10 protein-coding genes are annotated in these 13,157 nt (G+C 58.9%); 7 read left to right on the plus strand and 3 right to left on the minus strand.

Annotation, left to right across the window (positions count from 1 at the left end):
* Window positions 1–539: 539 nt before the first annotated feature.
* The 4 genes from repA to ADU59_RS00020 all read left to right on the plus strand — a co-directional run bounded on the left by repA (window position 540) and on the right by ADU59_RS00020 (window position 8,267).
* Window positions 540–1,775: a plasmid partitioning protein RepA gene (gene repA, locus ADU59_RS00005; RefSeq protein ID WP_068950502.1), complete on the plus strand. Its 1,236-nt coding sequence runs from the start codon at window positions 540–542 to the stop codon at window positions 1,773–1,775.
* Window positions 1,772–2,743, plus strand: coding sequence for a plasmid partitioning protein RepB (gene repB, locus ADU59_RS00010; RefSeq protein WP_083198066.1), 972 nt, complete (start codon window positions 1,772–1,774; stop codon window positions 2,741–2,743). Before repA ends, repB begins: the two co-directional genes overlap by 4 nt.
* Window positions 2,744–2,896: 153 nt before the next feature.
* On the plus strand, window positions 2,897–4,105 hold the full coding sequence (repC, locus tag ADU59_RS00015; protein WP_068950504.1) for a plasmid replication protein RepC: 1,209 nt from the start codon (window positions 2,897–2,899) through the stop codon (window positions 4,103–4,105).
* A 589-nt stretch (window positions 4,106–4,694) separates the two neighbouring features.
* Window positions 4,695–8,267, plus strand: coding sequence for an SIR2 family protein (locus ADU59_RS00020; RefSeq protein ID WP_158515680.1), 3,573 nt, complete (start codon window positions 4,695–4,697; stop codon window positions 8,265–8,267).
* Window positions 8,268–8,322: 55 nt separating this feature from the next.
* Here the strand turns inward: ADU59_RS00020 and ADU59_RS00025 are convergent, their stop codons facing one another.
* The 3 genes from ADU59_RS00025 to ADU59_RS00035 are packed head-to-tail and all read right to left on the minus strand — an operon-like array spanning window position 8,323 to window position 9,946.
* A complete protein-coding gene (locus tag ADU59_RS00025; protein ID WP_068950508.1) occupies window positions 8,323–9,270 on the minus strand; it encodes a tyrosine-type recombinase/integrase in 948 nt (315 codons plus the stop codon).
* Window positions 9,271–9,314: 44 nt separating this feature from the next.
* Window positions 9,315–9,701, minus strand: coding sequence for a type II toxin-antitoxin system VapC family toxin (locus ADU59_RS00030; protein WP_068950510.1), 387 nt, complete (start codon window positions 9,699–9,701; stop codon window positions 9,315–9,317).
* Window positions 9,698–9,946, minus strand: coding sequence for a type II toxin-antitoxin system VapB family antitoxin (locus ADU59_RS00035; protein WP_068950512.1), 249 nt, complete (start codon window positions 9,944–9,946; stop codon window positions 9,698–9,700). The genes ADU59_RS00030 and ADU59_RS00035 overlap by 4 nt, the downstream gene beginning before the upstream one ends.
* Window positions 9,947–10,135: 189 nt before the next feature.
* On the opposite strand from ADU59_RS00035, the gene ADU59_RS00040 reads away from it, so the two are divergent.
* The 3 genes from ADU59_RS00040 (at window position 10,136) to ADU59_RS00055 (ending at window position 13,139) form a co-directional block, all read left to right on the plus strand.
* Complete coding sequence (locus tag ADU59_RS00040; protein ID WP_068950791.1) at window positions 10,136–11,089, plus strand: DUF1403 family protein; 954 nt, start codon at window positions 10,136–10,138, stop codon at window positions 11,087–11,089.
* 2 nt (window positions 11,090–11,091) lie between these two features.
* Complete coding sequence (gene scpB / locus ADU59_RS00045; protein WP_068950514.1) at window positions 11,092–11,796, plus strand: SMC-Scp complex subunit ScpB; 705 nt, start codon at window positions 11,092–11,094, stop codon at window positions 11,794–11,796.
* A gap of 467 nt (window positions 11,797–12,263) precedes the next feature.
* Entirely contained in the window at window positions 12,264–13,139 is an 876-nt protein-coding gene (locus ADU59_RS00055; protein ID WP_244506324.1) for an Abi family protein, read from the plus strand.
* Window positions 13,140–13,157: the final 18 nt, after the last annotated feature.

Raw genomic sequence — 13,157 nt, forward strand, 5'->3', positions numbered from 1 at the left:
CGATTGCGAGGTGACTGTCGAATTAGGACTGTTAGGACAAGTCGATATCCAGATTATCGCCACGGTCGAGGACGCCGAGCCACCAGGAATAGCCTGTAGCCGCTCGTACGATGATGCCGGCGAAGTTCGCCCCTCCCCTTTCGACCGCTAGCGAAATATCGCCTTAGAACCTTGAGGTCTTCAACGGGCCGGCGGAGGCGGTATCATCCCGTACAGCTTGGGCCTTGGCTGATTTGTGCCCAGTGATTCTGCCGAGTCGCGAGTGAACCTTGCTAGGTGCATTGATTCACTCCCTGCGAAATGCCTCAATTTATGTGCAAATCTGCATTTAGTGGGGGCACATTGCAAAGAGAAAAATCCGCCTAACCCTCGGTTACCTATTGTAGATTCGCCCTTGGCCCTTGCATCTTGGCGTGTACGTTAACTTTCTGTTAATGATAAAACTCTTGCAGACTCGCAGCATTCGCGTCTTATTGGACCTGCGGAGTTTATGGGGTGAGCCCGCATTATACCGCAGATCATCTCCACAGGCGCAGAAAATGGCGAAGATCAAGCAGACACCAGCACCAAAGGCCTCCCCATTGCGGGAGGTCGTGCGACGTCATTCGAACACCTTGTCGAAACAGCTCCAGGCCCATCAAGCAAAGATATTTCCTCCGCTCGCGAAAAAGACCATCAGAAACTTCACGCCTGCAGAAGTGGCGAAGTTTCTGGGGCTTGCCGAAGGTTACCTTCGGACAGTCGTTGCGGATTTGGAAGGTCGCGCGGACAACGACTTCAAGCCGTTGACCGGTCCGGGCAACCGCCGCGTCTATACTGTCGCCGATGTTGCGAAGTTGCGAAAGCTGCTTGACGAAACCACGCGCGGAGCCCGGGTGCCCCGACGATACGTCCAGAACCGAACCGAAGGCGAGGATCTCCAGGTTATTGCGGTCATGAATTTCAAGGGCGGGTCCGGGAAGACGACGACCGCGGCTCATCTGGCCCAATATCTTGGACTCCGCGGATATCGCGTGTTGGCAATCGACCTCGATCCCCAAGCGAGCCTTTCCGCCCTGTTCGGCACACAGCCAGAGCTCGATGTGGGTGAGAACGAAACGATTTACGGCGCCATTCGCTACGACGACGATCGTCGGTCTATGCGAGAGGTGATCCGGAAGACATACATCCCGGGGCTCGACCTTATTCCTGCAAACATCGAGTTGATGGAGTTCGAGCACACCACGCCCAAGGCCCTGATGCAGAAAAGGCCGAATGAGCCGATTTTCTTCGCACGGATCCAGACTGTAATCGAAGAGGTCGGAGACGACTACGATGTGGTCGTGATCGACTGCCCTCCTCAACTCGGCTTCCTCACGATGTCCGCGCTGACCGCAGCGACCTCGGTCCTGATCACCGTCCATCCGCAGATGTTGGATGTGATGTCCATGAACCAGTTTCTAGCGATGACTAGCGATCTGCTCGATGAGATTGCCAGCGTCGGCGCGGATGATCGGAACAATTGGATGAGGTTTCTTATCACGCGTTTCGAACCCACCGACGGGCCGCAAAACCAGATGGTCGCTTTGCTTCGTAGCATGTTCGACGATGATGTCATGGTGAACTCGATGCTGAAAAGCACGGCGATTTCGGATGCCGGCCTGACCAACCAGACCCTGTTTGAGGTCGAACGGGGGCAGTTCACCAGAACGACTTACGATCGGGCTTTGGAATCCATGAACAACGTTAACGCTGAGATTGAAGGTTTGATAAAGCAGGTTTGGGGGAGATCATGAGTCGGAAAGGGATATTCGACCATCTCAGCGACGTGGATGACGGGCTTTCGTTGCCTACGAAACCGCTCATGAAACCGAAATCAATGGCTGCCGTAAGCGAGTCGATCGGTAACCTGAATGATCGCACCCGCAGAGCCGACGAAATCGAAAGACGTCTGGCCGAAGGGCAGGTTGTTGTCGACCTCGATGCTGCGGAAATCGATCCGTCGTTCGCGCAAGATCGCATGCCGGGCGATATCGACGGCCTGAAGGCATCCATCAAGGAACAAGGTCAGCAGGTGCCTATCCTTGTGCGCCCTCATCCCGAGATGCCGGGCCGCTATCAGGTTGCCTTTGGTCACCGCAGACACCGGGCCGTGAGCGAGCTGGGGCTGCCGGTGAAAGCGATCGTTCGAGACTTGACCGACGAACAGCTTGTCGTAGCCCAGGGCCAGGAGAACAATGAGCGACAGGATCTGAGCTTTATCGAGAAGGCCCGATTTGCTGCTACGCTAAAAAGCCGCTTTCCACGGGACGTTATCATGTCTTCACTGTCAATCGACAAGAGCACGCTCTCAAAGATGCTTATGGTTGTTGACGCCCTGCCTCTTGATTTGATTGAGGCGATTGGCCCTGCGCCGAGTGTTGGTCGACCGAGTTGGCAACAACTGGCGGAACTCGTAGAAAAGGGATCGTCTTCCAAGGACGCAACGTTGTTCGCGGAATCAGATGTCGTGCAGGCATCGCCTTCCGATGAACGCTTCAAGCTTGTCGTGACGCATCTAAAGCCGACACGCGCTCAGCGCGGCGCTCCAGAGGTCCTGGTGACCCCGGGAGGTGAACGACTTGCTCAGTTGAAGCAGAACAAGATCAAGATGGAAATCACAATCGACAAGAAGGCTACGCCAGATTTTGCGGCCTTCATCGTGGAACAACTCCCGGCACTCTATGAAGCACACCGGGCAGCGAAACAGAAACAAGGAGCTTAAGCAGCAAAAGAAAAGGCCCCACAACGTCGCCGTCGTGGAACCCGATCTGTAAGTCTAGCAGCTACAGAATCGCATTTCCTCGAATCCTCGTCAAGAGCTTTTGGCACCGTTTTGGTGAGCGGATTTCTTTTGCCTTTTGAAAGGTAGAAGACAATGCAAACAGGAAGTGTAACGACGCCCTTCGGGCGGCGGCCAATGACGCTCGCACTCGTGCGTCGGCAGACGACGGAGATCAAGGCCGGAAAGACGGCCGAGAAGTGGAAAGTCTTCCGGGATGCTTCTGCAGCGATGGTGCCGCTTTGCCTTCAATCGAACAGCCTTGCCGTGCTTGACGCGCTATTGACCTTCTATCCAGAAAACGAGTTGCGCCACGACGCGCAGATGATCGTGTTTCCATCCAATGCTCAGCTTGCGCTGCGAGCGCACGGCATGGCCGGAGCCACGCTGCGTAGGCATCTCGCTGTCTTGGTCGAGGCCGGACTGATCGTTCGCAAGGACAGCGCCAACGGCAAACGATATGCTCGGAAGGACAACACAGGAACCGTGGAAAGCGCATTCGGGTTCGACCTTTCTCCCCTCCTCGCTCGCTCCGAAGAATTGGCAGTCTTGGCGCAGCAGGTTATGGCAGACCGCGCCGCCTTGAGAAGGGCAAAGGAGAGTTTGACGATTTGCCGTCGGGACGTCCGCAAGCTGATTACAGCAGCTATGGAGGAAGGTGCCGATGGGGACTGGGTGGATTTCGAGAACATGTATGTTGCACTGGTGGGCAGGATCCCCCGGGCCCCGGCCCTACTAGATGTCGAAGCCATCCTCGAAGAAATGCGAATGCTACAGGAAGAAATCGTCAATCGACTGGAAACGCACGAAGTTTCAAGTTCCATGAGCAGCAATCATGCTCACAGTGAGCAGCACATACAGAATTCAAACCCCGAATCCTTAAATGAACTTGAACCTGGCTCCAGAAAAATGCCAGAGGCGAAGGTGAGCAAACCTACTGGGGGCGGGAGTGGGCCGATAAAGACATTTCCGCTTGGAATGGTTCTTAAGGCCTGCCCCACGATCTGCGACTACGGTCAGGGCGGCTCCGTCGAAAACTGGCGTGATTTGATGTCGGCGGCGGTCGTGGTTCGATCGGTGTTGGGCGTAAGCCCGTCGGCTTATCAAGACGCCTGTGATGCAATGGGACCGGAGAATGCCGCTGTGGCCGTGGCTTGCATTCTGGAAAGGGCCAACTTTATCAACTCGGCGGGCGGATACCTGCGGGATCTGACGCGGCGAGCCGAGCGAGCGGAGTTTTCACTCGGCCCTATGATTATGGCGCTGCTGAAGGCGAATGGGGAGGCTAGTTTAAGGGCAGGTTAGAGGTTGGCAGCTGCCTACTCGGATAAACTATTGAAAATGAACATTATTCCTTTATCGGCATTTTCGGCTGTTTGGATTGTTGCTTAGCTGCCAGCTTTTTACGCGTTTCTCGACACGACGAAGTAGGAAGGTGAGCCCCGGAAGCCGCCTCTTTCTAGGCGGATCTGCATCACCAAATCGGCAACCCATACCGAGCTCTTAACATCCCGGCGTCCGGGTCGGTTCGCAGACCATCCCTGCTAAGTTCAGGCAGGACCATGTCATTGAGTGCCTGAAGATCAACGGGCATTACAGGGCACATGACGTTGAAGCCGGCGGCGGCTGCGTTCTCGACCCAGCCTGCATGACGGACGCGACATACCGTCCCGTGCTGATGGCCAGCAGGTGTCCGCCGTCGCTGTCGTTTGGCAGCTCACCGCGGGTATCTACGGGTTCGGCGCGCATGGAGAGTTCTCGCTGGGGCAGACGCTCATCGCCCGCCCTCTATCCGAATAACAATGGACTCTAAAGCAGTGTATCGTAAGAGGGAATCGGACAATGGCATCGTGCTGATAGGATGGGGCGCAATGTTGGTGAAGGCTGGGGTATCGTGAGATTCATCGAGGGTACACCTGACATACCGGACGAACTGGTCGACGAGACGCTCAGCGGTAACGTCGTCTTCCTTTGTGGGGCCGGGATTTCGAGACGGGTGGGCTTGCCACTGTTTAAGGAACTCACGGAGCTGATCTACACCGAGCTTGGAGAAACCTATGAGGACGATCCGCCGGAAAAGGAATCCTTCGAAAAAAGGGAATACGACCGCACCCTCCGGGCGCTGGAGAAGCGGCTCCGTCGCCCAGGCAGCGCGACGTCGCCGGTGCGCATTGCATGCGCAGCGAAACTCCAGGTGCCAGCCGGTGGGATCTTCCCCGATCATGAGGCGGTTGTCGTCCTGTCGCGCGATCGGGAAGGACACAGCAGGGTCCTGACGACCAATTTCGATACTCTGTTCGAGCGCGCGGCGGTACGACGGACAGAGGAGCGAGCGAGTGAAGCGATGAAGGCGCTGCCCAAGCCCGGCGGGCCCCGCGACTTCGGCATCCATCACCTGCACGGGCGGCTTGCGGATCCGGAACTCGATCTTGCCGAAAGCGACCTGATCCTCACCAGCGCGGATTTCGGCGATGCCTATTTGCGCGACGGCTGGGCATCTCGCTACCTTGAGGACCGCATGCGGACCGCAACGCTTGTGCTCGTCGGCTACGGTGCAGAGGACGTTGCTTTGCGGCTGCTTCTGGAGACCCTCGACGTCGACCGGGAGCGGTTTCCCGACCTCAATAAGGTCTATGCCCTGGATCGTTCTTCGGATGGCTCTGCCTCCCACTGGCGTGCGAAGGGCGTAATTCCGCTCGAGTTCGCCAGCCACGACGCTCTCTATGCGACACTCTCGGCCTGGGCGCGCTACGTCGAGCACCCGTCCGATTTCGAGCGGACACGAGTAAACGAAATCCTAGCAGGCTCTCCCGGAGAAGCTGCTGAATTCGAAAGGGCTCAGTTGCGCTCGCTGACACGGCGTGGGAATGCGGCGGCCCTTCTGGTGGAGGCAAATCCTTCCCTCGCCTGGTTGCCGGCCTTGGGGGAGCTTCAGCTCGTGCGTTTTGATGACCGTTGGCTTGCAGCCTGGGTTGGGAAAAACCTGCACGATCCGAGGGCGGTGAGCGAAGTCGTGGCCAGGCTTGCTTTGTTCGGACCTGGGGTTGCCGACACCCTCAGCTATAGTCTCAATCGATCCGGTGACGCGCTTGCGCCATTCCTGAAGCAGAGCTGGATGCTTCTGATCCGACATATGCGAAACAATGAGCGCGGGCTGACGCCGGCTTCCGGCTGGTACGATCTGCTTCCGGCGCTTGAGCACGGTGACCGATCCGCCGAGACTGTAAGCCGCCTGACCCAACTGTTGAAGCCGGAACTCAAGATCGAGAGGCGTTTTCGCCGCGAGGACGACAAGCCGGAAGAGGCGACGTCGGTACACGACCTGATGCGGGTCGACTATGAGCCGGAGGAAAATATCGGGATCGACGAGGTGCTCTCCGCTTGGTCAGGCGATACGCCTCCAGAGGCCGATTTCCAGCTGGTCACAGCGCTTTCTCATGCGCTCGATAACACGCTCGATGATGCCTTGGACATTGGTGTCGAATCCAATCGGGGCTCCGGACTAACGGACTTCGACGTGGCCTCGGTTGGCGATCATGCGCAGAACCGTTATCGCCGCGGTTTTCTACCGATCGTGCGGACGATCGCCGAAATTTGGACCCGCCTTGCGGACAAGGATCCCGCACGGGCGCGGGAGTTCGTCACCGCCTGGATATCCAGCCAGCATAAGCTCAATCATCGGCTTGCGCTGTTTGCCGCCGGGAACCCGACAGTCCCCGCGGACATGGTTAAAAAGGTGCTAACGACGTTGCCGAGCGCGGAACTGTTCCTGACGGCCGGGACCGTCGAGCTCTACCGATTGCTCGTGAACCGCTGGAACGATCTCTCGGCGGAATGGCGCGATGCGGTTGAGGCGCGCATCCGCTCCGGTCCGCCGGGGGACTGGTTCAGGGAAGGGGCTGATGTCGACCGCTACATTGACCGGAGCAGGTTCGACCTCATCGGCAATCTCCTGCGAGCGGGGATTGACCTGTCGGCGGAGACACGCGATCTGCAAGAAGCGATCCTTCAGCGCTGGCCGGAATGGCAACTGCGGCCGGAAGCGCAATCGGGGTTTCATAGCTGGCATGAGTCCAGTGCGGAGCGGCTGCTTTCACAGCCGGAGAAACTGAAGGACATTCCGGATCAGGAACTGGTTGAGGTCGCGTTGAAGGAAGATGCTGAGGCCGATTTTGGCGACGGTCAGAATTGGCGCTCGATCTGCGAACGTGAGCCTGACAGGGCGTTGCGGGCGCTGATCGTTGACGCGGAGATGGGGCGTTGGCGTGCCAACGCGTGGCGCCAGCTTCTCCTATCGGCGGCGATCGCCGCCGATCCGATCGCTGCAGAGCAAGTGAGCTCACGATTGCTGCAATGGCCCGACGCATCGTTCTCCGAGATCGCAAGTTACGCGGCCGAATGGCTCGGCAAGCCCGAAATACTTGCCCAGGAGGAACTCCGTTGGCTGTTGTGGGACAGGCTGTGTCGTGTGCTTCCGGAGGAAGAGGGCGATGACATCCCCGACAGCGAACTTTTTCAAAAGGCGCTGAACGTCCCGATCGGAAAGCTTGCGGAAGTTCTCCTGCAGCTCATGCCGTCTTCGGAGAGCGATCCGCTCTTCGCCAAGGAGATTGTTGCGCGGCTCGACGCGCTCATCGAGATGCCGGGGAGGGGAGGGCTGCTTGCCCGCACGCGCCTCGCCGCCGAGCTCAGTTTCATGTTCGATCGTGCACCCGAGTGGACGACTGCAAGGCTGGTCCCGCTTTTTGCCTGGGACGCTCAGGACGCACCGGCCGTGTGGGCCGCACGGCAATATTCCCGCTTCATCGGCGGAGCGCGACTGTTCGCATTGACAAAGGAACCGTTCCTGCGGCTCTTCCGGCGCGTTGAAGTGCCGGACGAAGTCATAAGGACCTTTGCGGGGTGGCTTATCTCGATCCTCCTGGCCAACCAGACCGGTGACGCAGAGTACGATCTTTCGTTCGTTGAGGCACGCGTAGCCCTGCGGCGGACAAGACCGGAGGCCCTCCGGTCGGTAGCGCATGATCTTGCCGAAGAAATGGAAAGGGCAAAACCGGATCAGAAGCTGGCACGATGGCGAAATGTGGTCGGACCGGTGTTCCGGGGTATCTGGCCGCAGGACGTCGACCTATTGAGCGGCACGGTCACCTTCAAGTTTCTTCAGATCCTGCGAGCGACCGGCGAGGCGTTTCCCGAAGCTGCCGACGCCATCTTGCCGTTCATCGTTCCGGAAGAAAAGGAACAGGGAAACGCGGCTTATTCGATCGCCAAGGCAGATGAGGTGCTGTTTACCTCGGCGCCGGCGAAAATGTTGGACGTGGTCAGTGCGGCGGTCGGAAAGAAGCCTGCGGGATCTGTCTTCGACCTGCAGAAGGTTCTCGACCGGATCGCCGCAGCCGAGCCGAAGCTGGCCGATGGGAGGAAATTCCAAAGCCTCGTCCAAATGGCGCGTCCGCGGGGACTGTAGCGAGAAGAGGACTGTGCAACTGCCTCTCCACACGATGAGGAGAGCAGTCTCAGCGTCACAGTCCAGATGCTTTCGTGAGGTTGACACAGAAACGGTCTCTCCGCCGCTGATATCTGCGGGTCATCTCCGCGGATGCATGGCCAAGCTGTTTTTGCACGTAACGCTCGTCGACCTCGGCAGAGGAGGCAAGCCCCGCCCGCAGCGAATGGCCGGAGAATTTGAGCTTTCGCTCGATCTCTGCCAGATCCCCGCGGATTCCGGCCGCCATCGCGGCGCGCTTGACCAGTCGGGCGATTTCCTTGTCGTTCAGGCGATCCGGTCCAACGTTCTTGCCCTGGCCTTTCACACGGCGGAAGAGTGGGCCTTTGGCGATCCTGGCGAAGCGGATCCAGCTTTCGATCGCGACCACCGGACAGGTGGCATCCGAAGAGCCGCGGCCGTCCTCCGTCTGGTCACGGCCGCAGTCGAGCCCGACGATTTCCGAGCGGCGCAGGCCGCCGGCAAAACCGATCAGCAGCATGGCCCGATCGCGCAGGCCGCGCAACGTACCGTGATCGAGCGTCTCCAGCATGGCGATGAAATCGTCGCGAACGATCGCTTCCTTCTGGCGGGGAGGGGCGGCGTGGGTGTTGCGGATGCCGGCCATGACAGTGGCGATCGCACGATCCTTGCGGTCGAGTACCATGCCGCGCTGCGTGCAGTTCCAGCCGATCGCCGAAAGCCGCCGTTCGATGGTGGAGACTGAGTTCGGTTTGTCGCCGCGCGCAGTCGTGCCAACGGCACTGCCGGAGGCGCAGGCGGTAATGTAGAGCCCGACAACCTGCGGATCCGGCGGAAGGGGCGACAGGTTCCGGCGCCGGCACCAGGCGGAAAAGTGTTTCCAGTCGCTGGCATAGGCTTTGCGGGTATTCGCGGAGCTCGCTGCCTCGACATAGCCACAGGCCCGCTCGGTCAGATCCTGCAGATGCGCCGGCAGGGGAGGGGGCTCATTCGCAAGCGGCATCACGGCTGGAGCAGACCCGGGGGATAGTTCATCGTCGGTCATGATCACGCCGCTAGGACATCGGTTTGAGCGAAATCGTTGCCCTTGAACAGCAGCGGTTCGCCAGACGCTTTCGCCAGAGCATAGGCAAAGCAGTCGCCGAAATTGAGACCGGCCTTGTGACGGCCTTTGCCGAAATCGAGAAACGCCTGTCGGACCAACTCGCCATGTTCGAGCGTGACCGGCTCGACGATGATGCCGGCGCGCCGGAAGAAGGCCTCGGCCTGGCGCATGCCATCGGCCCCGAGCTGACCCTCGACCACCATTGACAACTCTACGTAATTGGCGACGCTAATCCGCGTGAGTTCCGCGTCATGGATGATCTTAACGAAACTCGCGGCCTCGGGCTCACGGTAAAGGATTGCGACCAGCGCCGAGGTATCGACGATCATTTCGGCAGGCCGTTCTCGTCATAAAGGAAATCGGCGTGATCGACATAGGGGCGTTTGACGTGCGCTGCGGCGCGATCGGCGATCGCCAGGAGCTCCTCGACGCTGGCCCGGCCCTTTCGCCGTTCGATCTTGGCGAACCGCTCACGCAGCGCCTCGGTGACAACACGGGTCATGCTTTCGCCTGTGGCGTGGGAGATTGCCTGCGCCAGGCGATGGGCTTCCGGATCCTTGATGCTGAGGCTCATCTGTGATAGTTTCCATCTAGAAAAATAGCGTTATTTCTAGATTTCTACACGCGAATTTCGTCGCTTTCAAGTCTGCCAAAAAAACGTCCGATAATGCAATCTTATCGGACGTTTTTTGCCTTCGACAGGCTGTGCGGTTTGACGTTATATTTATGGTGAAAACTGCACGCATAATCTATGCTCTGCCGCATGGATTCGTTTGCCGCCACATCGCTGACGTCGCCGCTCTGGCCGCCCAAGCTGCCCGCCTGGGCGTTGTCGCGCGGTCGCGACGTCAGCGAAGCCGACGCCGCTTTCGCCGCCGGTATCGCACTGAAATCACTTGATGATCTGCTCCGTATTGAGCCCCCCTGGCTGGGCTGCTGGCGCGATCGCCTCGTCCTCAAATCGGCTGCCATCGCCGCCAGAATGGTTGGCCGCAACGAGAACGAACACGCGTTGCGTGACGCCATCCTGCTGACGGCAACAGGCGACGATCCCGGTCCGGCCGGCAAGCTGTTTTTGGCCACCCGAATGCTGACACGCCGATCCGGGACAATCACCACGCCGTTCGTTAAGGAGCTTGTCGCGCTGTTGGGGATCAGCTGGTGCGACAACCTTGCCCTGATTCCCGATATGGCTGATTCTACGAATCAGTCCGGGCGAGCAGCACCCTTCGCGGTGGCGGACCTGATAACGGCGATCTCTGCCGTTCGCCCGGATGCCGAGGTGCTGGCCCTGGGCCTGGCCGACGCCGTGCTGGCGCACAAGCTCAAATGGCCAAAATCCGTGCCGCTGTTGTTGCTGGAGCGCTATGGACCGGCGTTTCGGACGATCGGCGGCAGAGGTCGCGTTCGACCGGGAGAGCCGGCTTATCCGAAAGCGATCTGCCTGGCGCTGGTCGATGGCGTTGACGCCGCGCTTCGGTCTGCCGTCGAGCTCGATCGTCGGGCTGCACGGCTGCTGGCCGTGGCGCCGAGGCTGCGCACCAAAGGTGCCGAGCCCGTCATCCGCAGACTTCTGAGCGAGGACGCAGTGCCCGCCTCGGCGCCCGGCAGCAACTTGTCCCGTTGGGCGGCGAACCGGCTGTTCGAGCGTCTCGAAAATCTTGACGCGGTGCGCGAGCTGTCCGGCCGCTCGTCCTTCCGAATTTTTGGATTGTGACGATGGTAGGAGCGAGCGCAGCCAAAACCGGCCGGCGTCAGGCCAAAGAGCAACAGCATGACTTGCTGTTCGATCGCGAGTTAGAGGACCTGCCGCCGGAACTGCGCTGGCGGGAATGGATGCTGCGGGTCGAGGCGGTGATCTTTGCCTCCGCTGAGCCCGTCAGCCGCGAGACGCTGGCGCGGGTGGTCGGTCGCGATTGCAGCGTCGATCTTCTCATTGATGATCTGCGCGAGGAACTCCGTGATCGGCCGTACGAACTGGTCTCGGTCGCCGGCGGCTGGCAGCACCGAAGCCGTTCGGCTTACGCGCCCGCGATCCGTGCATCACAGGCGCCAACGCGAGGAGGGGCCGCGGCGCTGTCGGAGTTCGAGGCGATGGTGCTGATGGCGGTGGGATATTTCCAGCCGGTCACCCGCAGCGACCTGTCGAAGATATTTGGAAAAGAGGTCAGCCGCGATACGATTGCAGCTCTCCGTGGCGCCGGCTTCCTGTCGTCCGGACCGCGCAGCCCGACGCCCGGCGCGCCCTATACCTATGTGACGACGCCGCACTTTCTCTCCGCTTTCGGTCTGGAGACATTGCGCGATCTGCCGGACATCGAGGCGCTCGAGGATGCAGGCTTGCTCAGCGGACAGGCCGTGCAGGCAGAAATCGATTCACATGGCGAAGCTGAGGAGGGCGAGGACTCGTCGGCTAGCGTGTGAATGAAGCTGTGCTGAACGCTCGGAGCGGCCACCACCGTGAGAGGGTGGAGGAAGACCTTACAATGTCGCAATGGAAGCCTCTGGTATCGAGCATGGAGATAATCTAAAATGGGATTTGAGACGAATGCCTATTACTAAGATCGAACGTATTGTGGGTGGGTTCGTAACGGAAGTTGTTGAGCGGGATTCTGTTGGTAATTTCGTCTGTCACCATTTCGGATCTAATGTCGCGCCGGTCGACTGCGCGAGCTTGGACGACGTAGCGGCCTTTCTTCGGACTTTTCCTCGAAGCGGCGTGCACATGAACCCCGGTTGGGGGAAAATCTCGCGCAACATTTACATCGATGGCATTTTGCTTCGATGATGAACGCAGCCGTTCCCGAAGGTTTATGTTGAAATTTCCGGCGACATCAGCTATATAGATGGCGTCACGGGCCGCCACACGTCCTCTCGGGGAGTGCAAAAGGGTGGCCCTTCGCTTTTTCAGAATGGCTCTCTTACCTTATCATAAACCGCACGCAACGGCGGCCCAACGCATCGCCCACCTCAGAGCACGGGGCTTAGTCATAAGCCAGCCGAACGTAGCTGCGCGGAAAATTGACACCATCGGCTACGAACGCCTGCGCATCTACTTCCTGAGCCGCCGGCAGTTGGGATTACCGGGCCGCCCCTTTATTCCTGGAACGACCTATCAGCACATCATCCAGCTCTATGAGTGCGACGGCAAACTGCGAGATGCTTGCTTCATCGCAGTGGGTCAGTTCGAGCTGCTCCTGCGAAATAGCATATCCGAAACCCTGAGTCACAGCTTCGGAAGTCATCCGTACTATACGGTAGGCGCCTTCAAGGATCCTATGTCGAACCTGAAAGCGCTGCAGGCTTTTGCATCAGTGTATGAGAAGTCTAAGGATCGCCGGGCGAAACACTATCGCGAAACATATGGTCATCCGGTTCTGCCCCCAATCTGGACGATGAAAGAGTTTCTAACTTTCGGAGCCGCGGCCCGCATATTTCAATGCCTCGACAGTTCGGTCCGGACGGCAGTCGCGGCGCAGTTTGGCGTTGGCTCGGATGAGGTCTTTACGAGTTGGATCGAGGCGTTGGTCGACTTGCGAAATATTTGTGCGCATCATGACCGGCTATTCAACAGGAGCTTTCAAAAGCAACCCAAGCGACTGAAAAAGGTCAGCGTCCCAGGGGCGGCTCCTAATAAGCTCAAGGCCATCCTCGAATGCCTCGACTATCTCCTGACGCAACGTGGTATTCCAAGCCATGTCACCCAGACGGCCGGGATGATCATCGCTCGGCATCCGCATATGAACCCCGCAGAGGCAGGTTATTAAACGGAAGAGGGATTCCAT

This window comes from Pararhizobium polonicum (genome assembly GCF_001687365.1).
Lineage (GTDB): Bacteria > Pseudomonadota > Alphaproteobacteria > Rhizobiales > Rhizobiaceae > Pararhizobium > Pararhizobium polonicum.

Coding starts and splice junctions, on each gene's coding strand:
- repA (WP_068950502.1), top strand. CDS start 540: ATGGCGAAGATCAAGCAGACACCAGCACCAAAGGCCTCCCCATTGCGG.
- repB (WP_083198066.1), top strand. CDS start 1,772: ATGAGTCGGAAAGGGATATTCGACCATCTCAGCGACGTGGATGACGGG.
- repC (WP_068950504.1), top strand. CDS start 2,897: ATGCAAACAGGAAGTGTAACGACGCCCTTCGGGCGGCGGCCAATGACG.
- ADU59_RS00025 (WP_068950508.1), bottom strand. CDS start 9,270: ATGCCGCTTGCGAATGAGCCCCCTCCCCTGCCGGCGCATCTGCAGGAT.
- ADU59_RS00030 (WP_068950510.1), bottom strand. CDS start 9,701: ATGATCGTCGATACCTCGGCGCTGGTCGCAATCCTTTACCGTGAGCCC.
- ADU59_RS00035 (WP_068950512.1), bottom strand. CDS start 9,946: ATGAGCCTCAGCATCAAGGATCCGGAAGCCCATCGCCTGGCGCAGGCA.
- ADU59_RS00040 (WP_068950791.1), top strand. CDS start 10,136: ATGGATTCGTTTGCCGCCACATCGCTGACGTCGCCGCTCTGGCCGCCC.
- scpB (WP_068950514.1), top strand. CDS start 11,092: ATGGTAGGAGCGAGCGCAGCCAAAACCGGCCGGCGTCAGGCCAAAGAG.